Origin of the sequence: Corallococcus sp. AB038B (assembly GCF_003668955.1) — a bacterium.
Classification (GTDB): Bacteria; Myxococcota; Myxococcia; order Myxococcales; family Myxococcaceae; genus Corallococcus; species Corallococcus exiguus.
In genome coordinates, this window is record NZ_RAWO01000003.1 from 485,059 (window position 1) to 508,862 (window position 23,804).

The following is a 23,804-nucleotide window of genomic DNA, read 5'->3' on the forward strand; positions in this document are numbered from 1 at the left end:
CATGCCTCCTCCTGTCTTCCTCAACCAGCTGGGCCTCGTCTGTGCGTTGGGCTCCGGGAAGCAGGAGGTGGCCCGGGCGCTGTTCGCGGACACCGTCTCCGGCGTCGCTTCGCATGCCGGGTACGCGGACCGTCCGCTGCACCTGGGCGTCGTCACCGCACCGCTCGCGGCGCAGGACGCCCTGCCCCCTTCGCAGCACAGCCGCAACAACGCGCTCCTGCTCACGGCATTGGAGCAGGTGCGCGCCGAGATTGACGCGGCCGTGGCCCGCTTCGGTCCCTCGCGCGTGGCGGTGGTGATGGGCACCAGCACCTCCGGCATCGGTGAAAGCGAGTCGGCCATCGCCGGCCACCTGGCCACGGGCGAGCTGCCGCCCCGCTTCCATTTGCAGCAGCAGGAGCTGGGCTCCCCCGCGCTGGCGCTCTCGCACGTGCTGGGCACCCGGGGCCCCGCCTACGTCATCTCCACCGCGTGCTCCTCCAGTGCCAAGGCCCTGGCCAGCGCGGCGCGGATGCTGCGCACGGGCACCGTGGACGCGGTGCTGACGGGCGGCGTGGATTCGCTGTGCGGCTTCACCGTGGCGGGCTTCCGCTCGCTGGACTCCGTGAGCGAGGAGCGCTGCAACCCGATGAGCGTCCACCGCCATGGCATCAACATCGGAGAAGCGGCGGCGCTGTTCCTGATGACGCGCGAGCCAGGGCCGGTGCGCCTGTCCGGCTGGGGCGAGTCCTCCGACGCGCACCACATCTCCGCGCCGGAGCCCGGCGGCAAGGGCGCCATGGCCGCCATCCAGGAGGCCCTGAAGCGCGCGGGGCTTTCGCCGGAGCAGGTGGACTACGTGAATCTGCACGGCACCGCCACGCCGCAGAACGACGCCATGGAGACCCGCGCCGTGCACGCGCTGCTGGGGCCGGGCGTGAAGGCCAGCTCCACCAAGCCGCTCACCGGCCACACGCTGGGGGCCGCGGGCGCGCTGGAGGCGGCCTTCGCGTACCTCACGCTGGTGGACAACCCGCACGGCAAGCTGCCCGGGCACTTCTGGGACGGGGCCGTGGACGACTCCCTGCCGACGCTGTCGCTGGTGAAGCCGGGCGAGGCGCTGGGGCGCCCGGTGAAGAGCGTGCTGAGCAATTCGTTCGCCTTCGGGGGCAGCAACGCCGCCCTCGTGCTGGAGCGCGCATGATGCGCATCGTGATTGATCAGCCCGTCGAGGAGCTGGTGCCCCATCAGGGGCGCATGCGGCTGCTCGACCGCGTCCTGGAGGGCGACGCGGACTCGCTGCTCGCGGAGGTCACCGTACGCGAGGACAGCCTCTTCTACGCGGACGGCGTCGTGGGCGGCTGGGTGGGCATCGAATACATGGCGCAGGCCGTGGCCGCGTGGGCCGGGTGGCATGCGCGCAAGCGCGGCGGCACGCCCCGGGTGGGCTTCCTGCTGGGCACGCGCCGCTACGAGTGCAGCCGCCCCACCTTCAAGCTGGGCGAAACCCTGCGCATCGAGGTCCACCGCCAGTTCTCCGCGGACAACGGGCTGGGCCAGTTCGACTGCACCTTGCGCATCGGGACGGAGCAGGTGGCCACGGCGGCGCTGACGGTCTACGAGCCGCAACCGGGGCAGGACCTGGGAAGGGGCAACACAGATGGGTGACAAGACGGTGCTGGTGACGGGCTCCAGCCGGGGCATCGGCCGAGCCATCGCGCTGCGCCTGGCCCGCGACGGCTACGACGTCGTGGTGCACTGCCGCAGCAAGCGCGAGGAGGCGGACGCGGTGGCCGCCCAGGTTCGTGAAGCCGGCCGCGAGTCGCGCGTGCTCCAGTTCGACGTGGCGGACCGCGCAGCCACGCAGGCCGCGCTGCTTTCGGACGTGGAGGCCCACGGCTGCTACTACGGCGTGGTGTGCAACGCGGGCATCGCTCGCGACAACGCCTTCCCCGCGATGACGGCGGAAGAGTGGGACGGCGTCATCCACACCAACCTGGACGCGTTCTACAACGTGCTCAACCCGCTCACGATGCCCCTGGTGCGCCGCAAGAAGCCGGGCCGCATCGTCACGCTGTCGTCCGTGTCCGGGCTCATGGGCAACCGGGGCCAGGTGAACTACAGCGCCGCCAAGGCGGGCATCATCGGCGCGACCAAGGCGCTGGCGGTGGAGCTGGCCAAGCGCGACATCACCGTCAACTGCGTGGCGCCGGGCCTCATCGACACGGAAATGGTGCCTCCGGAGGTCCTGGAGGAGGCGCTCAAAATCATTCCCGCCCGCCGGATGGGCAAGCCCGAGGAGGTCGCCGCCGCGGTGGCCTTCCTCATGTCCGCGGACGCGGCCTACATCACGCGGCAGGTGATTTCGGTGAACGGGGGGATGATCGGATGAAGCGCGTAGTCGTCACCGGAGTTGGTGCGCTGAGCCCCCTGGGCCATGACTGGAAGACGGTCGAGGCGCGGCTGCGTGCGCGCCAGAACGCAGTCCAGGTGATGGAGCCCTGGAAGGCCTACGAAGGTCTGAACACGCGGCTGGGCGCGCCCGCCCTGCCCTTCGAGCTGCCGCCGTCCGCGTACTCGCGCAAGACGACGCGCACCATGGGCCGCGTGGCGCTGATGGCGACGCGGGCCAGCGAGCTGGCGCTCCAGGACGCGGGCCTGTTGGGCAGCCCCCTGGTGAAGAGCGGGAAGATGGGCATCGCCTACGGCTCCTCCGCGGGGACGCCGGAGAACATGGGCGACTTCGGGAAGATGATCACCCACAAGACGACGGAGGGCATCACCGCGACGACGTACCTGCGGATGATGTCCCATACGGCGGCGGTGAACATCGGCGTCTTCTTCGGCGTCACCGGGCGCATCATCACCACGTCCAGCGCGTGCACGTCCGGCAGCCAGGGCATCGGCTACGCGTACGAAGCCATCAAGCTGGGCCGCCAGGTGGCGATGCTCGCGGGCGGCGCGGAGGAACTGGACGCCACGGGCGCGGCGGTGTTCGACACCCTCTTCGCCACCAGCACCAAGCACAACGAAGCGCCGCACCAGTCCCCCCGCCCCTTCCACGCCGAGCGCGACGGGCTGGTGCTGGGCGAGGGCGCGTGCACGCTGGTGCTGGAGGAGCTGGAGCACGCGAAGGCGCGCGGCGCCACCATCCACGCGGAGCTTCTGGGGTACGGCACCAACAGCGACGGCCGCCACGTGACGCAGCCCAACGCGGACACCATGGCGGAGGCCATGCGGCTGGCGCTGGAGGACGCGGGCGTGCCTGCTTCCGCCATCCCCTACGTCAACGCGCACGGCACGGCGACGGACACGGGCGACGTGGCGGAGAGCGCGGCGACCAAGACGGTCTTCGGGGAGAAGGTCGCCATCTCCAGCCTCAAGAGCTACATGGGCCACACGCTGGGGGCCTGCGGCGCGCTGGAGGCGTGGATGACCATCCAGATGATGCGCTCGGACTGGTTCGCGCCCACGCTGCACCTGACCGCGGACTCCGTGGATCCGAAGTGCGCGCCCCTGGACTATGTCGTGGGTGAGGGACGTGCGTTGCAGACGGACCTGGTGATGAGCAACAACTTCGCCTTCGGTGGCATCAACACGTCGTTGATCTTCCGCCGCTGGCCTTGATGCCTGGAGACACCGCCATGAAGAAAGCCCTCCTGTTGCTGGCCCTGACCGCCGCGAGCCCCGCCCTGGCGCGCGACACCGTGACGAAGGTGAAGCTGGCGGACGTGATGGCCCTGCCCGAGGCCAAGCAGAAGCTGGACGGCTCGGTGAAGTTCTTCATGGCGGGCGCGAAGACGCCCAACGTGCTGAAGACGCTGGGCAGCGACACCACGAACAAGAAGACCAACGGCGTGGGCAAGTCGGACGACTACGCCTGCAAGTGGGCCGCCCTCTCCGCGATCATCGCCCTGCAGGAGGGCGCGAAGAAGAACGGCGCCAACGCGGTGGTCAACGTCGTCAGCTACTACAAGAAGGTGGAGTTCAAGAGCGCCACCGAAATCGAGTGCCACGCAGGCAGCTTCGTCACCGGCGTCGCGCTCAAGGGCGACTACGCCACCATCGCCAAGTAGTCCCGAAGACTGTTCCGCGCGGTGGGTCCTACCGCCGCGCGGGCACCTCGATGCGGCAGACACTCCCGGGCGCCAGGTTCCGCGAGCGCATCCAGTCCTCCAGGTCGCGGTCGATGCGCGCCGAGGCCTCCGCGTTGAAGCGGCGGTTGTCCTGGAGCGTCCAGCCCTGCGGGTAATTGCCCGAGTAGCCATTCACCGTGGGCACCCCGTGCTCGCCGGACGCCCACACGGCGTCCAGCTGGTACTTCCACTCCTGGGCCTCGCCGGACGTCGGCGCGTAGAAGAAGGTCGCGCAGCCCGGTGCGATGCGCGCGGCCACCGCCTCCACGTCCGCGCGGGCTTCGTGCCGGTCGTAGGCGGGACTGTTGAGGCCCTGCTCAAGAAGGCACAGCGCGCCCAGGCCCACCGCCAGCGCCGCGCGTCCGGAGTCCCACTGCCGCTGGAGGTACAGGGCCAACCCCACGGCCGCGGGCACCAGCAGCCACATTCCAATGCGGGCCAGGGCCCGGATGGCCGCCGCGCCGGGCACGCCGTGGAAGACGAGCCACCAGGGCGTGTAGCCGCCGGTGTAGCGCGACGCGAGCACCACCGTGGCCACGGCCACGACGAGCAGCAGTCGCACCGCGGGCCGTGAGCGCGCCTGCCACAAGCCGATGCCCGCGAGCACCGGGGTGACGAAGCCGAAGCCCAGGCGGTGCTCCCACGCCACGGGCATGCGCTGGAACTTGGAGAAGCCGTTGGTCCACCCGTACAGCCAGCTGTCCTGGCCCACGAAGAACCAGCTCCAGAAGCGCGGCACCATGGGAGAGACTTCCGCGAAGGTGCGCAGCCCCACCGTGCCAATGGCCTGGCGTGAGTGCAGGACGAGCGGCGCGAGCAACGCCAGCCCCACGACCCCGAAGCCCGCGAGCGCCGGGAGGTGGCGGCGCAGCGCCGTCAGCAGCGGACCGCGCGTGTCCCGGAATGCGAGCCCCGCGATGAACGCCAGCAGCAGGAAGAAGAAGAGGAACCAGCCCCAGTAGAAGCCCGCGTAGAGCTGGGCCACGAACGCGCCCACCAGCAGCGCGGACCAGGCAATCCCACGCCGCCGGTCCGTCTCCGGCCGCGTCAGCGCGACGACCGCGCCCACGGCGATGAGCGCGAAGAACTGTCCTTCCAGCTGCGGATGGTTGAGCTGGTTGATGCGCGGCGCGCCGGCCGTGAAGAGCACCGCGCCCACCACCGCGGGGAAGGCGCGCAGGCCAAAGCCTCGCCGCAGCAGCCACACCGCCGCGGCGTAGTTGAGCGCCGCCATGGTGAGCGACCACGCCTGCCAGGACAGGTCCGCGCCAAGGCCCAGCGCGCGCCACAGCCAGTAGAACGGGGCCACGCCCAGGAGCACGTCGGAGTACGCGGCGACGTTGAGCTCCGGGAAGAACATCGGCGGATCCCAGAAGCGCGCGTGCGCAGGGTCGCCGGTCACGAAGCGCCAGCCGTGCTCCAGGACATAGTGGTTGAAGCGCACGTCGCCCTCGTCACCCTGCACCAGGCGCAGCCCGGACAGGATGGCGGGATGGTGCGACAGCAACAGGGCCAGCACGCCGCCAGCGAGGACGAGCAGGGCGACGCGGGTGCGTTCCGTGACGGCGGTTCCCATGGGCGCCGGGAGCGTTAACACACCGACAGTCCCCCTGGAACGACGGAGGGCGTCCAGCAAGCGCGCCCTCCGTCCCCGTCACGCGGTGGTCAGCGCGTCGGCAGGTCCAACCAGGACGGCCCGCCGAGCGACAGCGTCGCGCCGGTGGTGTTGGCGTCCAGGTAGAGCGGGTCCTCCGTGTCCACGACGAGCGCCAGCCGGTGCAGCACGGGGACGTCGTACGCGGTGGCGGGGAACGTCAGGTCCAGGTCGAGCGGCACGCCCGGCGTCGCGTTCTTCCACGTGAGAGGCACGTGGGTGATGAGCCCGCCGTAGTCGCCCAGGAGGTCGTACAGGTAGGCGACGACCGTGCCCGACGCGGTGGAGGGCGTGACGCGCAGGCGCAGCGTGGCCGTGCCCCGGATGGCGACGCCACTCGTGGTGAGGGACGACGTCCAGACGCCCGCGTTGAGGCGGTTGACGCCCGGCAGCCAGACCACGGGCGGAATGCCGGTCAGCGCCTGGAGCCCGTTGGTCAGCAGCGCCACGCCCGCGTCGGCGTTCGTGTCGAAGCCGGACCAGACGGTCCGCGAGCCGCTCGACGACGGCGTGCCGCCCAGGGTGCCGGTGCCATCCAGGACGCGGATGGCGCCCAGGCCGAAGCGCTGCGTGCCCTTGGAGACCTGGGCCCAGGTCGCATAGCCCTCCGTGTCGCCGTCGTAGGTGCGCAGCACGACGGGCGCCTCACGGGAGATGCCGGTGTCCACGCCCGCGACGTACTGGTCCATCCAGCGCGTCACGCTGGTCCAGACGCCGTTGGGCAGGCCCAACAGGCCCGTGGCCTCCACGACGGCGTGGTCGCCCGGCGCGAACTCCAGCCGCTTGGGGCCCGCGAGCTGGCCGTAGAACGACACGAGCTGGTTGGGCGGGAAGAGGCTGTCGCCGTACGCATTGGCCATCAGGATGGCGGGCTTGTTGGCGTTGATCTGGCTGATGTACGTGGCCGCCGAGCGCACGCGGCCCCAGGCCTTGATGGACTCGATGTTCCGGTTGGCGAAGTAGTCGTTGATGGTGGTGCTCAGCTCGGGGCCAGGCCGGCCCAGCAGCGTCGCGGCGAGGTTCAAGAGCGCCACCGCCTGCGGACGCCGCGTCTCTCCACCGAACAGCGACGCCACCAGGTCCGACCAGCCGGAGAGCGCCGCCACCGCCTTCACGCGCGAGTCGAAGCCGGAGGCGATGAGGGAGATGCCCGCGCCATACGAAACACCCGCGAGCCCGATGCGAGAGGGATTCGCGGTCGTGTTGGCGAGCATCCAATCAATGACGCGCGACGTGTCCGCGATGTCCGCCGGTCCGGCCGTATCAATGCCACCGCCGGAGGCCCAGAAGCCGCGCGGCGTATAGGACAGCGCCACGTAGCCCTTCTGCGCCATCGCGTTGGCCTGGGCCAGGTACTCCAGGTCGTTGAGTCCCCAGCTCGAGATGAAGACCACGGCCGGATGCGGACCCGGCGTCGTGGGCGCGATGTAGTTGGCCTTCAGGACGGTGCCGTCGCTCCCGGGGATGTCGACGAACCGGAAGCCGGTGGTCGGCAGGGCCAGGCTCGTGAGCGGCAACAACAGGAACAACATGACCACTGGCAAACGCTTGCACCACGCAGGGAGTTTCAAAGTCATTGAGACACCTCAGGGGGCGGCTGGGGAGTGAAGCGCGGACATATTGAGACCCGTTGATTCCCGAGTCAACACGCAGACGAGAATAAACAGAATTCCAAACCAAACGCGATGTTTGTTATCTCAGAGCAGCTTCTGTCCCAGCACGTCGAAGGCCTCGATGACGGTCGCGGCGGCGGGGCTGGCGGCGTACTCCTCGACGAGCAGGGTCCAGATCATCGTGTCCCGGAGCGCTCCGTCAGGTGCGACGAGCCGCTGTCTCAATGTGCCTTCGTGGACGAACCCCAGCCTCCGGGCGACCGCCGCGCTGCGGACGTTGCGAGGGTCGCAGTGGATCTCCACCCGGCGCACACCCTCCACTTCGAAGGCGACGCGGGTGAGCGCCCCGGCGATTTCCGTCGCGAGCCCCTGGCCCGTGTGACTGGCTGAAATCCAGTAGCCGATCTCCAGGGCCCCCTCCCCCACCCGGGGATGCAGGCCCGTGCCGCCGAGAACCTCGGAGCCGTCGCGACTGAACACGCCGTAGGCGAAGTCCTGTCCCAGGTCGAAGAGCCCGCGCATCCGGCGCAGCTGCCCGGCCTGCTGCTCGACGCTCATGGGATAGCGCTTCGCCCACTCCATCCAGGGACGCAGGTGTTCCAGGCTGGCTTCGATGGCTCGCAGCGCCAGCGGCGCATCCGCTGGTGACCAGCAACGGAGCACGGTGCGCGCGGTCTGGACCGTGTATGCGGGACGAAACGCGGTGGAAGTCATGGGCCCTCCGGATGGCTCAATCCCTGACCGTAATCAGAACTCGATGCCCGTGGGACACCGCACCGCGCCATCGACCCCGGACGTCCAGAACGCAATGGCTGGGATGAAACCGCCATTTGCGCTGTTGGGGACGCGCCCGCGTGCGCCAGAGTGCGCCACCCCGTACGGGCAACAATCCAGGAGCCTCCATGTCGTTCCGTTCCAGACCGCCGTTTGGCGCCGCGCGCATGACGCTCGGCGTCTGCGCTTCCGCGCTCATCACCGCGTGCGCCTCCACCTCGCCCGCGGAGAAGTCCCCGCCGGCCCAGGCCGCCGCCACCCCGGCTCCGGCTCCGGCCGCCCCCGCCGCTCCCAAGCCGCACTTCGGGAGCTTCGGCGTCGACACTCCGGGCATGGACACCTCCGTCGCTCCGGGCGACGACTTCTACCGCTACGTCAACGGCAAGTGGGCGGACACCTCGGAGATTCCCCCGGACCGCTCCTCCTTCGGCATGTTCACGCGCCTGGCCGAGGACGCCACGAAGCAGACGCGCGACCTGCTGGAGGCCGCCGGGAAGTCGGACGCCCCCGCCGGCAGCGAAGAGCGCAAGCTGGGTGACTTCTACGCCAGCTTCATGGACGAGGCCGCCATCGAGGCCAAGGGCGCCACGCCGCTCAAGCCGGAGATGGATCGCATCGCCGCCGTGGCCAACCGCAAGGGCCTGGCCTCGCTGCTGGGCACCACGATGCGCAGCGACGTGGATCCGCTCAACACCGGGGACTCCACCACGGACCGACTCCTGGGCCTCTGGGTGGCGGAGGACCTGAACGACCCCAGCCGCTACGCCGCCTATATCCTCCAGGGCGGCCTGGGCCTGCCGGACCGCGACTTCTATCTGAAGGACACGCCGCGCTTCAAAGAGGTGCGGGAGAAGTATCAGCAGCACATCGCGACCCAGCTGAAGAACGCCGGCATCCCCGACGCGGAAGCGAAGGCCCGCGCCATCTTCGGCCTGGAGATGAAGATCGCGAAGATCCACTGGTCCGCGCAGGACACGCAGGACGTGGAGAAGGTGAACAACCCCTGGAAGCAGGCGGACTTCGCGAAGAAGGCGCCCGGCATGGACTGGGCCGCGTACTTCGCGAGCGCCGGCCTCGCGGCCCAGAAGGACTTCATCGTCTGGCAGCCGTCCGCCATCACCGGCATCGCGAAGCTGGTGGGCAGCGAGCCCCTGCAGACGTGGAAGGACTACCTGGCCTTCCATGCCATCCAGCAGGGCACCCCGTACCTGTCGAAGGCCTTCGTGGACGCGGGCTTCGACTTCAGCGGGAAGACGCTCTCCGGCGCGCAGCAGCTGAGCGACCGCTGGAAGCGCGGCGTGAACTTCTCCAACTTCGCCATGGGTGAAGCGGTGGGAAAGCGCTACGTGGCGAAGCACTTCCCGCCCGCCGCCAAGGCAGAGGCGGACCTGATGGTGCGCAACATCCTGGCCGCGCTCGGCCGTCACATCGACGCGCTCGAGTGGATGTCGCCGGAGACCAAGGCCCGCGCCAAGGAGAAGCTGGGCACGGTGCAGGTGGGCATTGGCCACCCGGACACCTGGCGTGACTACTCCGGCCTGGAGATCGTGAAGGGAGATGCCTTCGGCAACGCGGAGCGCGCGGAGCTCTTCGAGCACCAGCGCAACCTGGCCAAGCTGGGCAAGCCCGTGAACCGCATGGAGTGGTTCATGACGCCCCAGGAGGTCAACGCGCTCAACTCGCCGCAGCAGAACTCCATCATCTTCCCGGCCGCCATCCTCCAGCCCCCGTTCTTCGACCCGAACGCGGACCCGGCCGTGAACTACGGCGGCATCGGCTCCGTCATCGGCCACGAAATCGTCCACAGCTTCGACGACGTGGGCGCGCAGTTCGACGCGAAGGGCAAGCTGTCCAACTGGTGGACGCCCAAGGACCTGGAGCAGTTCAAGGCCGCGGGCAAGGCGCTGGCCGCGCAGTACGACGCGTACAAGCCCCTGCCGGACATGAACGTGAACGGCGAGCTGACGCTGGGCGAGAACATCGCCGACGTGGCGGGCGTCTCCATCGCCCATGACGCCTACGTGATGTCCCTGGAGGGCAAGCCCGCGCCCACGCTGGAGGGCTTCACGGGTGAGCAGCGCTTCTTCCTGGGCTTCGCGCAGGTGTGGCGCAACAAGTTCCGCGACCCGCTGCTGCGCCGGCTGCTCGTGACGGATGGCCACTCGCCCGGCATGTTCCGCGCGGCCACCGTGCGCAACCTGGACGCGTGGTACCCCGCGTTCGACGTGAAGCCGGGCCAGGGCCTCTACCTGACGCCGGAGCAGCGCGTGAAGGTCTGGTAGTCCGCTTCCCACCTGCACCGGGCGCACGAAGGCCGTGCGTCCGGTGCACTGGTGCCCAAAGCAGCGCGGGCGCACGGTGAGGGCATGACCACGACCCTTCATTCGCCCCCTGTCGCCTCGCTGCTCACCCACCTCTTCGCGGATGCGCGCAAGACGGACGCCGCCGTGCTCGCGCCCTTCAGCGCCCTTCCCGCGGACGAACGCAGGGCCCGGCTGGACCAGGACCCGCGCGCCTTCTACGCGAGCGTCGCGGAGGCCTACCTGCCCGTGTCCCAGGAGCTGGGCCGGCTGCTCTACGCGCTCGCACGCGCGCGCCGCGCTCGCACGATGGTGGAGTTCGGCACGTCCTTCGGCATCTCCACGGTGCACCTGGCGGCGGCGCTGCGTGACAACGGCGGCGGCAAGCTCATCACCACGGAGTACGAAGCCTCCAAGGTGCGCCGAGCCACGGAGAACCTCACGAAGGCGGGGCTCGTGGACCTGGTGGAGTTCCGCGTGGGCGACGCGCTGGAGACGCTGCGCACGGACGTGCCGGACGGCGTGGACCTGGTGCTGCTCGACGGCGCGAAGCCGCTCTACCTGCCGCTCCTGCGGCTCCTGGAGCCGAAGCTCGGGCCCGGCGCCATCCTGGTCGCGGACAACGTGAAGATGAGCCCGGAGTTCGCGGCGCACCTGTCGCGGCCGGAGCACGGCTACGTCACCATCCCCCTGCCCTGGGACGACGACGACTGCCTCTTCGCCGTGCGCGCCGTCTGAGGACTCACGGCTAGACTGGCCCGGATGGCGGACCTGGACCTGAACCTGCTCGTGGCGCTCGACGCCCTCTTGCGCGAGGGCAGTGTGGCGCGCGCCGCGGACCGGCTGGGTTTGAGCGCGCCGGCCATGAGCCGCACGCTCACCCGCATCCGGACTGCATTGGGAGACCCGGTGCTGGTGCGCGCGGGGCGCGGCCTGGTTCCCACGCCCCGGGCCCTGGCGCTCCAGGAGAAGGTGCGCGCCGTGGTGCGGGACGCCACCGCGCTGCTCGCGCCCGGCACGCCCACCGCGCCGGAGCAACTGACGCGCACGCTGACGCTGCGGGTGAACGACGGCGTCATCCCGCTATTGGGCACCACGCTCCACCAAAGGGCGCGCGCCGAGGCTCCCGGCCTGACGCTGCGCTTCGTGGCGGAGGGGCTGGAGGACGTGGAGTCCCTGCGCGACGGAGAGGTGGACCTGGACATCGGCGTGCAGGGCGCGCTGGGGCCGGAGATCCGCGTGCAGCGGCTGGGCGAAGAGTCCTTCATGTGCCTCGTGGGCCGTGCGTCGCCGCTCGCCCGGGGACGGCTGACGCTGGAGCGCTTCGCCCGCGCCGAGCACGTCGGCGTCTCGCGGCGGGGGAAGCTGCGCACGCCGCTGGACGACGCGCTGGAGCAGCAGGGCCATTCGCGCCGGGTGACGGCGGTGGTGCCCAACATGCTCGCCGCGGCGGCGCTGGTCGCGGGGACGGACGCCGTCACGACGGTGAACGGCGCCTTCGCGCGCGCGGCGGCCCGGCTGATGCCCGTCAAGGCGCGCCCCGTGCCACTGCCCCTGCCCCGCGTCACCGTGGCGCAGGCATGGCATCCCCGCTTCGACCGCGACCCCGCTCACGTCTGGCTGCGGCGCACGGTGAAGGCCCTCTGCGAAGGGCCCATGTTTGGCGCTACCCCGTGACGAGCGCGAGCGAGAAGCCGTCGTAGCCCTTGCTGCCCACCGTCTGCACGGCGGTGGCGCTCACGCGGGGTTCGGCGGCCACGGCTTCGTAGAAGCGGCGCATGCCCTGGATGTTCGCGTCCGTGCTGTCCGCGTCCACGACACCACCCTTGCGCACGACGTTGTCCGTGAGGATGACACTGCCCTTGCGCGACAGCTTGAGCGCCCACGCGAAGTACTCCGCCGTGCGCACCTTGTCCGCGTCGATGAAGGTCAGGTCGAACGGGGCCTGGCCCTCCTTCTCCAGCTGGGCGAGCGTGTCCACCGCGTTGCCCAGCCGCACCTCCACCACGCCGGACAGGCCCGCGCGGGCGATGTTCTCCCGGGCCACCTCCGCGTGCTTGGGCACCGCCTCCAGCGTGATGATGCGGCCTTCCGGCGGCAGCGCCCGCGCCAGCCACAGCGTGCTGTAGCCGCCCAGCGTGCCCACCTCCAGGATGCGCTTCGCCCCATGCATCCGGGCCAGGAGCATCAGCAGCTTGCCCTGGTTCGGCGCCACGTTGATGGCGGGCAGCCCCGCCTTCGCGCTCGCCTCCAGTGCCGCGTCCAGCGCGGCGTCCGGCGCCACCATGTGGTCGGTGATGTAGCGATCGACCTCGGTCCACTGTTCCTGGCTCATGCGTCCTCCTTGGAAGTGGACCTGTCCTAACGCCCTCGCCCCGCCGAAAAACCATTGGGGACGAAACTTAAAACGGCGCCATGCGACAATGTAGGAGTCAGTAGGCCGCTCCTCATCCCCCCCTCGGAGGAACACCATGGAAATCAACCGCAAGTCGCCCGCCTCCATCGCCCCCACCACCAACACGGCCACCTCGCGCGCCCAGGCGCCCAAGGCGAAGCCCCTGACGGTGCGTGACGGCTTCGACTCCCAGGGTGCGCGTCCCTCCAACTTCGTGGACCGCCCGACGGGCCGTCCCTCGACCCCAGGCGCCAGCGTGCCGGCGTCGGCCTTCGCCTTCGGCGGCGGCAACGTCGCGGTGAAGCCGGGCGCGAACAAGATCGCCGACACGAAGCCGGTGGATCCGTCTCAGCCCAAGCCCAAGCTCACGGGCGAGCCGGTCATCGCGGTCATCGACGGTGGCGTGGACTACAAGCACACCGACCTGGACGACGCGATGTGGACGAACCCCGGTGAGATCGACGGGGACGGCATCGACAACGACGGCAACGGCATCGCGGACGACATCCACGGCTTCAACGTGGGCACCGGCAAGGGCGATCCGTTCAAGGGCGAGGGCACGGACCACGGCACGCACGTGGCGGGCATCATCGCGGCCGAGGACAACGGCGAGGGCAACACCGGCATCGCCGCGGGCAAGGCGAAGATTTTGAGCGTGGGCGGCCTGTACGACGGCGCGGACCTGCTCACCAACTTCGAGCGCTCGGTGGACTACCTGGTGAAGATGAAGACCGAGCACGGCGTGAACATCCGCGCCGCCAACGCGAGCTTCGGTGACTCCTACCGCGACGCCGCGTCCCAGAAGCGCTGGGAGGCCGCCATCCAGAAGCTGGCGGACGCGGACATCCTGCTGCTCGCGGCCACGGCCAACGGCAACGGCAGCAACATGAACAACGTGCCGGACATGCCCGCCAACGTGGACCTGCCCAACGTCCTCACCGTGGCGTCCATGGACCGCAACAACGACAAGCTGGCCCGCTTCTCGTCGCACGGCGACAAGGTGGTGGACATGGCCGCCGTGGGCGAGGACGTGCTCAGCACCGTGCCCGGCAACGACTGGGAGGAGATGAGCGGTACCTCCATGGCCACCCCCACCGTGGCCGCCACCGCCGCGCGAATGTTCGCGGAGAACCCGGACCTGACGGCCGTGCAGGTGCGCGACCTCATCCTCAAGACGGTGGAGCAGGACCCGGACCTCAAGGGCAAGGTCATCACCGGCGGCAAGCTGGACATCCAGGCCGCCATCGACGCCGCCAAGGCCACCCTGGAGCCGAAGCCGGAGACGCAGCCCGTCGCCTCGCGCTGAAGAGCCCCTTCGCAACCTCGCGGTCTTCCTCCGGGCCCCCTCGCCATGTCCATGGCGGGTGTGGGCCCGGAAGCCGTTCCAGGACCCGGCGCTTCGCGGCTACGGTGCACCCATATCTTCCTCTTTCGTGAGTCACCCATGCGCGCGCCGTCCGTGATGCGTCTCCTCGTGCTGTCCGTGCCCCTCTTCTCCGCGCCCGCGTGGGCCATCGAGCGCTGCTCGTTCAAGGGCGAGTCCATCAACCTGGACAACGGCAACACCACCAAGAACCTCACCGGCACCGTGCGCTGCGTGGACGAGGACACGAAGAAGGAGACGCACACCGTCTCGTTCAAGAACGGCAAGAAGGACGGCTGGGAGGTCCGCCGCTGGTCCGACGGCCGCGCCGTGGAGCAGGAGTACAAGGCCGACAAGCGCCAGGGCGGCTTCAAGCGCTACGAGGACGGCCGGCTGGTGGAGACCAGCCATTACGTGGACGACAACGAGCAGGGCGAGATGCTGCGCTACCACCCCAACGGCAAGGTGTCCCGGCGCGTGGACCGGCAGCCGGAGGACGCGAAGAGCACCTACGAGGACTACGACGAGACCGGGCGCCTGACCAAGGCGGGCTGCGGCCTCCAGTCCTCATGGGAGGCGGGCCTGAAGGACTGCGTCTGGAAGGGGCCCTCGCCGCTCGTGTTCTTCCACCCCAACGGACAGAAGCGCGCCGTCATCCAGCTGAAGAACGGACGGCGCGAAGGAGTGACGGAGCTCTTCGACAAGGACGGGCAGCGCACCGCGACGAATGCGTACGCCGCGGGCGTGCTCGACGGCGTGAGCACGCGGTACTCCGACGGGAAGGCCCTCACCTCCACGACCTGGGCCAAGGGCGAGCGGGAGGGCGACGAGACGGAGTTCTTCAAGGACGGCGGCAAGAAGCAGGTCGTCACCTGGAAGAGCCGCCAGCAGGTGAAGCGCGTGGAGTACTTCCAGAACGGCGAGCGCAAGCATGAGCTCGTGGTGACGGGAGACCGCGCGGTGGAGTCCTTCTTCGAGGACGACGGCGCGCTGCGCGAGCGGCGGAACCTGATCAAGGGAGAATGGCACAACGGCTTCGACCCCGACGGCGTGACGGAGGCCTTCCTCCCGGATGGCGGCACGGAGCGCCGTGAGCACTACGTGAAGGGCAAGGCGGAAGGCCGCCGCCAGGTGTGGGCGGAGAACGGCACCCTCATCGAGGACTCGCAGTGGACGAAGGACCGTGTCACCGAGCGCAAGCGCTGGAACCCCGACGGCGGGCTCGTGGAGGACGAGGCCTTCTACGAGGACGGCTCGCGCAAGAAGAAGTAGCAGGCGCGCGAGGGAGCGCCATCTTGACGGTGGATGGCGGCAAGATTACTGCCGTCATCCATCATGACGCAGAAGACGGAGCAGAAGCAGAAGTCGCATGACGCCATCCTCGCGTCCGCCGCCACGCTGCTGCTGGAGCGAGGCATCCAGGCCAGCTCCATCATGGACGTGATGAAGGGGGCGGGGCTCACCGTGGGTGGCTTCTACGGTCACTTCGACTCGAAGGAGCACCTCTTCACGGAGACCCTCCGGGCGACCGCTCGCACGACGTGGAACGCGCTCCTGCGCAAGGCGAAGGAGGACGCGCCGGAAGCGCCCGCGCTCAAGGTGTTGGTGCGCTACCTGTCGCGCAAGCACCGCGACGGCGTCACGCCCACCTGCCCGCTGCCCAGCATCACCTCGGAGGTGTCGCGCGCGGGGGAGCCCTACCGGGGCGCGCTGGAGGCGGAGCTGCAGGAGTTCGTCCAGTCGTACGCAGAGCTGCTGCCCGCTGGGGCGCGGCGCCGGGAGAAGGCGCTGGCCGCCATCGCGCTCATGTACGGCGCGCTGTCACTGGCGCGCGCCGTCCGCGGCACGAAGCTGGGAGACGAGTTCCTGGACGCGGCAAAGAAGCTGGGCGCAGAGCTGCTGACGAAAGAGGGGGCGTGAAGCTTTTCAGCCTCAGCCCCCTCCCCGTCTCATCAGGCCATCATCAGTCGCGCTGGATGGCGCCCTTCGGGACCAGGATGACGACCTCCTTGCAGTCCGAATAGATGATGGAGTTCATGTCCTGGTAGTTGTGGGTCGTCTTGCCGCCGTTGCGCACGATGCCCATGTCGTTGCCCTTGGAGCCGCCGCTGTAGTCCCAGCCGTGGCGCGACTGGAAGATGATGGCGCCGTCCGGCACCTTCCCGTCCGCGACGAGCTTGCGGTACTGGTCCGCGGTCACGACGTTCGCGGTGGCGTTGCCGTACGGGCTCTTGATGGCCTTCTGCTGGGCACCCGGGAACGGGATGGACTCCCAGCCGTTGCGCAGCATCTGCGCCATGCCGCCGCGGGGGTTGTTCGGGTCATTGCCCGTCGCCGCCGGCGTGTTCGGGATGCCCAGCCGGGTCATGTTGTCCAGCGTGGTGCGCACGCAGTAGCCCGTCTGGCCGTTGTTCAGGCGGGACGTGGCCAGCTTCTTCAGCGTGGCGTTGTTGGTGTCGATGCGGACGCCGTTGCCCAGCACCGCGCCGTTGTTGTTCGTGCCCTGGGTGTTGTTCGTGCCCTGGGTGTTGTTCGTGCCCTGGGTGTTGTTCGTGCCCTGGGTGTTGTTCGTGGTGCCGGGGCGGTTGCCCTGCAGCGCCTTGAGCGTGTCGGGGCCGACCTGGCCCGCGTTGCTGCCCGCCTTCACGCCGTTCGCCCGCTGGAAGTCCTCCACGGCCTTCTTGGTGACGGGGCCAAACTTGCCGTCCGCCGGGACGCCCAGCATTTCCTGGAGCTGCTTCACCGCCGGGCCCTGCATGCCCTCGCGCAGGTTGTTGCCACGCACCTTCACCTGGTCCATCGAGGGCGCGGGGGTCCACGTCTTCGCCCCCGGCTTCTGCTGGGTGCTCGCGGGCTCGAAGGTGTCGGCGGTCTGCGACGGACGCGTGGGGGTGTTGGTGTTCGTGTTGGTGGCGCCGGGCGTCGCGGCACCGCCGAAGTGCGGCGCCAGCGCCTGCGCGCGCGCCCACACGTCGTTGGAGTAGTCATTGCCCGTGGTGCCCACGTCCATGCCCGCCAGGGTGCGGACGTTGCCCGGGCCGGAGTTGTACGCGGCCACCGCGCCACGAAGCTGCTGCGCCTCGGACCAGTCCGGGTGCGCCTTCTTCATGTCGTTGACGTAGCCCTTGAGGATGCCCGCCGCCTGGTCGATGTGCTCCGCGCTGGTGGGGCCGCCCTTGGTCGTGTGGTAGCGGTGATCCACCTGCATCACGCCAAAGCCGTTGCCGCCGTCGCCGTGGCCCGTGCGATCCAACGCCGCGCCCGCGCGCGACTCACGGCTCGCGATGGCCGCCAGCAGCGCGGGGGGCAGGCCGTGCTTCGCCGCCGCCGCCTCGATGTTGCCCTTGTACTGCTGCAGGCGCGCCAGGTCCGTCTGCGCCATCTTCGTCGACGCGGCCACGCCCGGCTGCAGCCCGTCCTGCCGCGCCGTACGCGCGGAGGCGCCCGTGGGCTGGTACTGGGACAGGATGGCGTTGGGGTTCGAGCTGTTGCGAACCGAGCTCGTCGTCACAGCCTGGGAACGATTCGAGAAGACAGAGTTCGTGCGCTGGGACGTCGTCGCGGAGAGGCTCATTCGGGGATTCCTCGTTGGAGGCTGTGATTCCTGCCCCGATTATCCAGACCCCTCCCTGTGAGTTGCGTGAGATCTGGAAATAAAGATCTCACAGTTTAACCAGTACGTAATTTTCCGCTCAAAGTTGTCTGGGTTGCATGGCTTGTCACGAACGGGCAACGGCGACACCCCGGGTCCGTCTTGCTTCACAGTCGTTGACCCACGGTGATTGGTGTAAAACTTCAATCACACACCACGAACGCGAACGGGGCCTGTTCCCGTGAAGGAACAGACCCCGTGCGGCGCTACAGGCCTGTGACGCGGTGGGTTAGATGCCCGGGATGCCGGGGATGTCGTCCGGGATGAGGTCGTCGAAGAAGTCCTTCACCTTGCCGGCCACGTCCCCGGCCAGGTCGCCGATCTCTCCGCCCAGGTCCGCGAGCACTCCGAGCGCGTCCTTGGCGGCCTCGACGCCGTCCTTCGCCAGATTGCCCAGGTGGCCGATGGCGGCCTCCGCCAACTGACCGCCCGCGCCAGCCAGGTCCTTGAGCGCGTCCACGCCCGCGTCGCCCAGGTCCGCCACGGCGACGAGCAGCTCCTTGCCGCCCTCCGTGAGGTTGTCCTTCCAGGCCTTGGCAACGTTCTTGAAAGACTCCACGCCGTCCTTGAGCAGGTCCTTGGCGAAGTCCTTGGCCCACGACACGCGGTTGTCGACGAAGTCCTTGATGGCCCCCGCCGCCTTGGTGGCCAGCTCGCCGCCCTTGCGCGCCATGCTCGACAGCGTGCTGCCCACCCACTCACCGGCCTTGGAGAGGGCCTCGCCGGGGTTCTCCGCGATGTACTTGAGCGTCTCCACGGCCTTCTCGCCCGCGTTGGCCAGGCCCTTCACCAGGCCCTCCGCCAGTTCGGCGCCCGCGGCGCCCAGGTCCTTCACGGACTCCCAGGCCTTCTTGGCCAGCTCGCCGCCCTTGGCCAGGGCGTCGCCAATGGCCTCCTTCGCCTTGGCCGCGGCCTCGCCCGGGTTCTGCGCGGTCCAGGCCAACAGCTCCAGGCCCTTCTCACCCAGCTCCTTGGCCTTGTTCACCGTGTTGGAGACGAGCGTCGTCGCCCCGTCGATGAGCTCCTTGGCCTTCTCCTTCGCGGCGCCGGTGAGCTTGTCGTAGCCGGCCTTCAGGTCATTCAGCGTGGAGACGGCCTGCTTGTAGAGCGCCTTGCCGGCGTCCGTGGCCAGGTCCAGGCCGGAGTCCACCACGCTCTTGATGCCGTCGAGCGCCTTCTTCGCGGCCTCGCCCGGGTTCTGGGCGATGTACTTGAGCGTCTCCAGGCCCTTCTCGCCCAGCTTCTTCGCGCCGTCGATGACGCCGTCGAGGACCTCCTTGGCCTCCTTCGCCAGCTCGCCACCCTTCTCGATGGCGGTGTTGAAGGCCTCCGTGGCGGCCTTCACCGCGGCCTCGCCGTACTTGGACGGGTTGCGCACCACGTCCGCCAGCTTGTGGATGACCTTCGCGGCGCCCTTGAGGCCCTCGCCGGCCAGCTCCGCCTGGGACACGCCCACGAACTCGGCGGCCTTCACGGCGCCCTTGGCGGCCTTCTCCACGCCCCATTGGATCAGCTGCGCGGTGCCTTCCGGCCCGTAGTACGCGGCCATGTGCGCCAGGCCCGCGGGGCCCTGCGCGGCGGCGCCCGCCAGGTTCACGGCCTTCATCCAGTCCGGAGCCTTGTAGCCCTCGGGGTCGGCCTCGTACTTGGCCTTCTCCTGGGTGAAGCCGATGTCCATCGCCAGCTCGGCGGCGCCCAGCAGCACGCTGGCGCCCACGTCCACGGCCACGCCCACGCCGGTGAGGTCCAGGGCGATGCCCAGGGCCCCGTCCGCGACGTTCAGCGCCGCGGCGGTGTGCGCGAAGTAGCCCAGGTCGTTGTTCTTGCCGTGCAGCTCCAGGGATTCCTTCTCGTACTTCACCGCGTCGATGGCGTTGGGCAGCGCGCCCGCCACCGGGACGACCTTCGCCAGGTTCTTGAAGACCTTGCCGGCCACGTCGGCGGTGATCTCCACGCCGATCTTGCCCAGCACCTTCTCCATCACCTTCAGGCCCTGGCCCACGAGCTTGCTGCCCGCCTTGTCCAGCAGCGGGCCCAGGCCCTTCACGGTGGTGTTGAGCGCGTCCGCGCCCAGGCCGTCCGTGAGCTTGAGCAGCGCCTTCACGGCGCCGGAGTCCATGTCCGTCACCAGCTTGGACACGATCTTCGCCGCGTCGCCGTCCAGCTTGCCCGCGAGCTTCGCGAACTGCTCCGTGGTCTTCGGATCCGACAGGACCTCGTTGAGGACCTTGTGCTCCATGCCGCCCAGGGCGCTCACCAGCTTCTTGCCGGCCTCGGCGTCCACCTTGCCCAGCTGGCCCACCAGGTTGTCCAGGGCCTTGGGGTCGGTGATGCCCTTGAGCGCGGCCTCCATCGACTCCGGACCGCCCAGCTTGGTGGCGGCGGACTCCAGCTTCTTCAGCTGATCCGGCGTGAGCTTGGACGCGAGCTGCGGATCCAGGCCCTTCACCTTCACGTTGGCCAGCTGGGAGCCCTGCTGCGCCACGTCCGTCGCGTTCTTCACGCCCGCGTTCTTGAGGACGTCCGCGAAGGCCTTGAGGTCCTTCTTGAGGTCGGGCACCTCCGCCAAGAGCTGCGCGGCGGCGAGCGCCTTGTCCTGCGTGGACGCGTTGGGGTCCGCCAGGGTGATGGCGGCGCCCGCGGCGCGCAGCGACCCGTCCAGCTTGCGCAGGTCATTGGCGAGCGCGGGGAACTTGTCCCCGGCGAAGTCCTTGAGCGCCTTGCCCAGCTCCAGCGTGGCGGTGGCCTTGTCGGTGGCGGAGGCGTTGGGGTCCGTCCACTTGCCAATGGCGCCCACCAGCTTCTCCGCCGCGGGCAGCCCCTTGAGCGCGGTGTCCAGCACGCCCTTCAGGTCCTCGGGCGCGAAGATGTCGCCAGCGGCCTTCGCCAGGGTGAGGGCCGCCTGCGCCTTGTCCGTCTTGGTCGCCTTGGGGTCCGTCAGCTTGCCCAGCGAGGTGAGCGCGTCCGAGTTGGTGGCCAGCTTCGCCAGCTTGTCGTCCTTGATGCCCATGCGCTCCAGGGCGTTGGGGACCGTCTCCGGGAACTGCGAGGCCAGCTCGCCCAGGGCGGTGGCCTTCTCGGAGAAGCTGCCGGTGCCCAGCTTGTTGAGCGAGTCGTAGGCCTTCTTCAGGTCCTCCTTGCTCTTGTCCTTCAGCTCCGGGAAGAGCTTGGGCAGGTCCTCCGGCTTGTCCGGCAGCGCCTCCGCGTGGGGCGGCTGCGTCTCCCCCGCCGGAGCGGCGCCGTTGACGTCGGCCCGCGCAGGGACCGCGCCGTTGGCATTGCCCGGCACCGGGCCGGTGAGGGGACGCGCATGGGCGCCACTGGTGCCCAGCGGCGTGGCGAACGGGTTGGTCGTCTCGCCCGTCAGCCGGTTCACCCCGCCGCGGTTGTTCTGCGCGCCGCCCGAGGAGAACCCGTCATTGAAGAGCTTCACCGTGGGCTGCTTCGTCTGCTGCTGCGTCTGCTTCGCGGCCTGCTCGGCGGCGGCCTTCGCGGCGGCGTCAGCGGCGGCCTTCGCGGCGGCGGCGGCGCGGGCAGCGGCCTCGGCGGCGGCGCGCGCGGCGGCTTCGGCGGCGGCACGGGCAGCGGCGGCGGCGGAACCATCAATGGGGGTGGTCATGGGCGGAGCTCCTACGTTTTCGAGAATCGAGAAAGTCCCTGGGATTCTCTACATTTCGCGGCGAATGTTGCCTGACTCTCCGCAATCGCGTGAATCCCGGAGCGATGCAGGCGATACGCCAGTGTCGCTCTGCGGGTTACATGGATCGCGCGGGCCCCGCATGACGCATGAAGGCATAGCGGACGCTATGTAATTTCCACGAGGAGCCCCCGCTCCTGTCCGGCCGCGTCATGCCCTCCAGGGTGATTCAGGCCGGAGCGTCGGAGCGGAGCATCCACTGGCCCAGGCCCACGCACCCGGCGGAGGTGAACAGGGTCAGCACCCACGCGACGCCGAAGGGGGCGTCCATGGACATGAGCACCGGCAACGGCGTCCACCCCACGACGAAGGACGCCGGGGTGACCCACAGCGCCCTGAGACCGCGCGTGAGCGCCTGGATGAGACCCAGGGCGAGCCCGGTGAGGGCGAAGCCGACGAACATCGCCAGGGCGTAGGCCTTGTTGAACATCAGCATGTAGACGCCCAGGAACGGGAAGACGTGCACGAACCCGGGGAGCCAGACGAGGAACGCGGCCAGCATCCAGCGGCGAGACGGAGGGGACTTGGACATGGGCCTCAATCCAGCCCATGTCCGGGGTTCCTGACCATTCCCCGCCAGCGGACACTGTCCGCCCGGGCCGGCTAGCGCACCAGGACGCGCTGGGTGCCCAGTCCGTCGATGATGGCGATGACGTCGTTGGGAGCGCGCTCGAAGAGGCCGGGGGTGTAGTTGCGGGAGGTGCCCGTCCAGAGGGGGCTGGGGGCGGACCAGGTCTCGAAGTTGGTCGTGGTCAGCACGAAGCCCACGTGGCAGCTGCGTTGATCCACCGGGGCGCTGGAGAGGTCGGGCGGACCGGCCTTGTCCTCGTCGGTGCAGAACGCGACCCCCACGGGGCCGTTGCCCACGCGGATGGCATAGGGGACATAGGCGTTGTAGCGGCGGCCGGAGCCCGGGTCGATGCGCGACGCATACACGGTGCGGCGCAGCGAGTCGTCCCAGGTGCGGCCGCCGTCCCAGGACTGCACGGCATTGATGACGTTGGCGCGGGCGCCGCCCGTGGAGAAGCCCTCCACGCCCTCCACGACGGCCATGATGCGGTCTCCGGCGAGCTGCACCACCGTGGGCATGCCCTCGCGGCTGAGCGCGCCGGCCCGCTTGTCGCGCGACACCGTCACGGTGCCGTACGCGTTCCAGGCGCCGGTGGTGCCCTGCCGTCCCTGCATGGCGATCCACTGGTGGCCGGGGAAACCGCCCTGCGCGGCCAGCAGCTCGGAATCGTAATAGACCTGCAGGTCGCCGTTGCCGCGCTGGAAGAGGAAGGGCGCGCCCACGAAGCGCGTCGTGGGGCCGACGACGGTGCTGTCGTAGACCCAGCTGTCACCGTCGTTGTCGCTGCGGGTGATGGTGACGCGCCACTGGCCGCCGGAGTACTCGCGGAAGGCACAGAAGATGGTGCGCGTGCCGGGGATGGCGCGCATCGTGACGTCGCCGAACTCCACGTTCGGGTTGTTGGCGACGGAGCCGTGCAGCGCCCAGCTCGCGCCCCCGTTGGTGCTCGTCCACACGTCGATGCCGTGGCCCCAGCTGGCGCCGCCAATGAGCACGCCATCCGCGCGGCGGGTGATGCCCCGGATGGGCCCACCGCCTCCTGGCATCAGCACCCGCCAACCGCCGGCCGGGAGCTCTGCCTCCACCCGGGCCACGGACAGGGAGTCCTCGACGGCCTCCTCCGGCGCGCAGGCACCGAGCGAAGCCGTCAGCAACATCCACATCATCAGACCGCGAGGGGGAGCGTTCATGCCCGCGAGCCTGCACTTCATGGATTTCATGGATCAAGAGTTAGAGCGGTAAAACCACTTTCGCGTCTACAGCTTGACCTGGCAGGCCTTGAGGTTCGTGTTGCTGACGCCGTTGCAGGCGTAGCTGTCCCGGCAGTCGGACTCGGCGTCACAGACGGGCGAGCACATCAGTGTGTCGAAGAACTGGCGCGTGCACAGCGTGCCGGACGGACAGCCTCCGCCCTCCCCTTCCGCGGTGCAGTCCTGCGCGCAGAAGGTGCCGGGGAAGTCCCTCCGGCAGGAGAGGCCGGAATCACAGCCGTCCTCACCGCAGCTCTCCCCCACGCCGCCATTGCTGTCTCCACAGGCAAGGAGGGGGAGAATCGCCAGGAGGGGGAACAGCACTCGAGTCAGTCGCATGCGAAGTCCTTCCCATCACATGCGGAGCCGGCCCCCCGCTCAGCTCAGCTTGCGCGCCTTCAGCGCGACGCGTCCAGTGAC

General features: G+C 69.4%; 20 protein-coding genes. 11 read left to right on the forward strand and 9 right to left on the reverse strand.

Going from position 1 to position 23,804, the window contains the following annotated elements; all coding sequences use genetic code 11:
* The first annotated feature begins 1 nt into the window (after window position 1).
* The 5 genes from D7Y04_RS18150 to D7Y04_RS18170 are packed head-to-tail and all read left to right on the forward strand — an operon-like array spanning window position 2 to window position 4,055.
* Window positions 2-1,183 carry a beta-ketoacyl-ACP synthase gene (locus D7Y04_RS18150; protein WP_121760127.1) on the forward strand — a complete coding sequence of 394 codons (1,182 nt, stop codon included), beginning with the start codon at window positions 2-4 and terminating at the stop codon, window positions 1,181-1,183.
* Window positions 1,180-1,647: a hotdog family protein gene (locus D7Y04_RS18155; RefSeq protein ID WP_014398653.1), complete on the forward strand. Its 468-nt coding sequence runs from the start codon at window positions 1,180-1,182 to the stop codon at window positions 1,645-1,647. Before D7Y04_RS18150 ends, D7Y04_RS18155 begins: the two co-directional genes overlap by 4 nt.
* A complete protein-coding gene (gene fabG / locus D7Y04_RS18160; protein ID WP_120595665.1) occupies window positions 1,640-2,371 on the forward strand; it encodes a 3-oxoacyl-ACP reductase FabG in 732 nt (243 codons plus the stop codon). Before D7Y04_RS18155 ends, fabG begins: the two co-directional genes overlap by 8 nt.
* A complete protein-coding gene (locus D7Y04_RS18165) occupies window positions 2,368-3,606 on the forward strand; it encodes a beta-ketoacyl-ACP synthase (RefSeq protein ID WP_120575952.1) in 1,239 nt (412 codons plus the stop codon). The genes fabG and D7Y04_RS18165 overlap by 4 nt, the downstream gene beginning before the upstream one ends.
* Before the next feature lie 17 nt (window positions 3,607-3,623).
* Window positions 3,624-4,055, forward strand: a complete 432-nt coding sequence (locus D7Y04_RS18170; RefSeq protein ID WP_121760128.1) for an excinuclease ATPase subunit — start codon at window positions 3,624-3,626, stop codon at window positions 4,053-4,055.
* 28 nt (window positions 4,056-4,083) lie between these two features.
* Here D7Y04_RS18170 and D7Y04_RS18175 read toward each other — a convergent pair whose 3' ends face one another.
* From D7Y04_RS18175 to D7Y04_RS18185, 3 genes are all read right to left on the reverse strand, one after another.
* Complete coding sequence (locus D7Y04_RS18175) at window positions 4,084-5,691, reverse strand: hypothetical protein (protein ID WP_121760129.1); 1,608 nt, start codon at window positions 5,689-5,691, stop codon at window positions 4,084-4,086.
* A gap of 89 nt (window positions 5,692-5,780) precedes the next feature.
* Window positions 5,781-7,301 carry a CocE/NonD family hydrolase gene (locus tag D7Y04_RS18180; RefSeq protein ID WP_233601498.1) on the reverse strand — a complete coding sequence of 507 codons (1,521 nt, stop codon included), beginning with the start codon at window positions 7,299-7,301 and terminating at the stop codon, window positions 5,781-5,783.
* A gap of 165 nt (window positions 7,302-7,466) precedes the next feature.
* On the reverse strand, window positions 7,467-8,096 hold the full coding sequence (locus D7Y04_RS18185) for a GNAT family N-acetyltransferase (protein ID WP_120595662.1): 630 nt from the start codon (window positions 8,094-8,096) through the stop codon (window positions 7,467-7,469).
* A 188-nt stretch (window positions 8,097-8,284) separates the two neighbouring features.
* Here D7Y04_RS18185 and D7Y04_RS18190 point away from each other — a divergent pair, with 188 nt between their 5' ends.
* The 3 genes from D7Y04_RS18190 (at window position 8,285) to D7Y04_RS18200 (ending at window position 12,133) form a co-directional block, all read left to right on the forward strand.
* Entirely contained in the window at window positions 8,285-10,438 is a 2,154-nt protein-coding gene (locus tag D7Y04_RS18190; protein WP_199749689.1) for a M13 family metallopeptidase, read from the forward strand.
* An 84-nt stretch (window positions 10,439-10,522) separates the two neighbouring features.
* Window positions 10,523-11,194 (forward strand): O-methyltransferase, encoded by a 672-nt coding sequence (locus D7Y04_RS18195; RefSeq protein ID WP_121760131.1) that lies wholly within the window; start codon window positions 10,523-10,525, stop codon window positions 11,192-11,194.
* Between the two features lie 24 nt (window positions 11,195-11,218).
* A complete protein-coding gene (locus D7Y04_RS18200) occupies window positions 11,219-12,133 on the forward strand; it encodes a LysR family transcriptional regulator (protein WP_121760132.1) in 915 nt (304 codons plus the stop codon).
* Here D7Y04_RS18200 and D7Y04_RS18205 read toward each other — a convergent pair.
* On the reverse strand, window positions 12,123-12,791 hold the full coding sequence (locus tag D7Y04_RS18205; protein ID WP_121760133.1) for an O-methyltransferase: 669 nt from the start codon (window positions 12,789-12,791) through the stop codon (window positions 12,123-12,125). The two genes, D7Y04_RS18200 and D7Y04_RS18205, sit on opposite strands and share 11 nt — an antisense overlap.
* A gap of 136 nt (window positions 12,792-12,927) precedes the next feature.
* Here D7Y04_RS18205 and D7Y04_RS18210 point away from each other — a divergent pair, with 136 nt between their 5' ends.
* From D7Y04_RS18210 to D7Y04_RS18220, 3 genes are all read left to right on the forward strand, one after another.
* A complete protein-coding gene (locus D7Y04_RS18210) occupies window positions 12,928-14,157 on the forward strand; it encodes a S8 family serine peptidase (RefSeq protein ID WP_121760134.1) in 1,230 nt (409 codons plus the stop codon).
* Window positions 14,158-14,295: 138 nt separating this feature from the next.
* A complete protein-coding gene (locus tag D7Y04_RS18215) occupies window positions 14,296-15,486 on the forward strand; it encodes a toxin-antitoxin system YwqK family antitoxin (RefSeq protein ID WP_158627539.1) in 1,191 nt (396 codons plus the stop codon).
* A 63-nt stretch (window positions 15,487-15,549) separates the two neighbouring features.
* Window positions 15,550-16,134: a TetR/AcrR family transcriptional regulator gene (locus D7Y04_RS18220; protein WP_121760136.1), complete on the forward strand. Its 585-nt coding sequence runs from the start codon at window positions 15,550-15,552 to the stop codon at window positions 16,132-16,134.
* A 43-nt stretch (window positions 16,135-16,177) separates the two neighbouring features.
* Here D7Y04_RS18220 and D7Y04_RS18225 read toward each other — a convergent pair whose 3' ends face one another.
* The 5 genes from D7Y04_RS18225 to D7Y04_RS18245 all read right to left on the reverse strand — a co-directional run bounded on the left by D7Y04_RS18225 (window position 16,178) and on the right by D7Y04_RS18245 (window position 23,723).
* Complete coding sequence (locus D7Y04_RS18225; protein ID WP_121760137.1) at window positions 16,178-17,788, reverse strand: peptidoglycan-binding protein; 1,611 nt, start codon at window positions 17,786-17,788, stop codon at window positions 16,178-16,180.
* Window positions 17,789-18,095: 307 nt separating this feature from the next.
* Window positions 18,096-21,485: a Dauer Up-regulated gene (locus D7Y04_RS18230; RefSeq protein ID WP_199749690.1), complete on the reverse strand. Its 3,390-nt coding sequence runs from the start codon at window positions 21,483-21,485 to the stop codon at window positions 18,096-18,098.
* A 247-nt stretch (window positions 21,486-21,732) separates the two neighbouring features.
* A complete protein-coding gene (locus tag D7Y04_RS18235; protein WP_147454535.1) occupies window positions 21,733-22,095 on the reverse strand; it encodes a hypothetical protein in 363 nt (120 codons plus the stop codon).
* 71 nt (window positions 22,096-22,166) lie between these two features.
* A complete protein-coding gene (locus D7Y04_RS18240; RefSeq protein WP_233601479.1) occupies window positions 22,167-23,324 on the reverse strand; it encodes a phage capsid protein in 1,158 nt (385 codons plus the stop codon).
* A 66-nt stretch (window positions 23,325-23,390) separates the two neighbouring features.
* Window positions 23,391-23,723, reverse strand: a complete 333-nt coding sequence (locus D7Y04_RS18245) for a hypothetical protein (RefSeq protein WP_120599806.1) — start codon at window positions 23,721-23,723, stop codon at window positions 23,391-23,393.
* Between the last annotated feature and the right edge of the window lie 81 nt (window positions 23,724-23,804).

Coding starts and splice junctions, on each gene's coding strand:
- D7Y04_RS18150 (WP_121760127.1), top strand. CDS start 2: ATGCCTCCTCCTGTCTTCCTCAACCAGCTGGGCCTCGTCTGTGCGTTG.
- D7Y04_RS18155 (WP_014398653.1), top strand. CDS start 1,180: ATGATGCGCATCGTGATTGATCAGCCCGTCGAGGAGCTGGTGCCCCAT.
- fabG (WP_120595665.1), top strand. CDS start 1,640: ATGGGTGACAAGACGGTGCTGGTGACGGGCTCCAGCCGGGGCATCGGC.
- D7Y04_RS18165 (WP_120575952.1), top strand. CDS start 2,368: ATGAAGCGCGTAGTCGTCACCGGAGTTGGTGCGCTGAGCCCCCTGGGC.
- D7Y04_RS18170 (WP_121760128.1), top strand. CDS start 3,624: ATGAAGAAAGCCCTCCTGTTGCTGGCCCTGACCGCCGCGAGCCCCGCC.
- D7Y04_RS18175 (WP_121760129.1), bottom strand. CDS start 5,691: ATGGGAACCGCCGTCACGGAACGCACCCGCGTCGCCCTGCTCGTCCTC.
- D7Y04_RS18180 (WP_233601498.1), bottom strand. CDS start 7,301: ATGTTGTTCCTGTTGTTGCCGCTCACGAGCCTGGCCCTGCCGACCACC.
- D7Y04_RS18185 (WP_120595662.1), bottom strand. CDS start 8,096: ATGACTTCCACCGCGTTTCGTCCCGCATACACGGTCCAGACCGCGCGC.
- D7Y04_RS18190 (WP_199749689.1), top strand. CDS start 8,285: ATGTCGTTCCGTTCCAGACCGCCGTTTGGCGCCGCGCGCATGACGCTC.
- D7Y04_RS18195 (WP_121760131.1), top strand. CDS start 10,523: ATGACCACGACCCTTCATTCGCCCCCTGTCGCCTCGCTGCTCACCCAC.
- D7Y04_RS18200 (WP_121760132.1), top strand. CDS start 11,219: ATGGCGGACCTGGACCTGAACCTGCTCGTGGCGCTCGACGCCCTCTTG.
- D7Y04_RS18205 (WP_121760133.1), bottom strand. CDS start 12,791: ATGAGCCAGGAACAGTGGACCGAGGTCGATCGCTACATCACCGACCAC.
- D7Y04_RS18210 (WP_121760134.1), top strand. CDS start 12,928: ATGGAAATCAACCGCAAGTCGCCCGCCTCCATCGCCCCCACCACCAAC.
- D7Y04_RS18215 (WP_158627539.1), top strand. CDS start 14,296: ATGCGCGCGCCGTCCGTGATGCGTCTCCTCGTGCTGTCCGTGCCCCTC.
- D7Y04_RS18220 (WP_121760136.1), top strand. CDS start 15,550: ATGACGCAGAAGACGGAGCAGAAGCAGAAGTCGCATGACGCCATCCTC.
- D7Y04_RS18225 (WP_121760137.1), bottom strand. CDS start 17,788: ATGAGCCTCTCCGCGACGACGTCCCAGCGCACGAACTCTGTCTTCTCG.
- D7Y04_RS18230 (WP_199749690.1), bottom strand. CDS start 21,485: ATGACCACCCCCATTGATGGTTCCGCCGCCGCCGCTGCCCGTGCCGCC.
- D7Y04_RS18235 (WP_147454535.1), bottom strand. CDS start 22,095: ATGTCCAAGTCCCCTCCGTCTCGCCGCTGGATGCTGGCCGCGTTCCTC.
- D7Y04_RS18240 (WP_233601479.1), bottom strand. CDS start 23,324: ATGAACGCTCCCCCTCGCGGTCTGATGATGTGGATGTTGCTGACGGCT.
- D7Y04_RS18245 (WP_120599806.1), bottom strand. CDS start 23,723: ATGCGACTGACTCGAGTGCTGTTCCCCCTCCTGGCGATTCTCCCCCTC.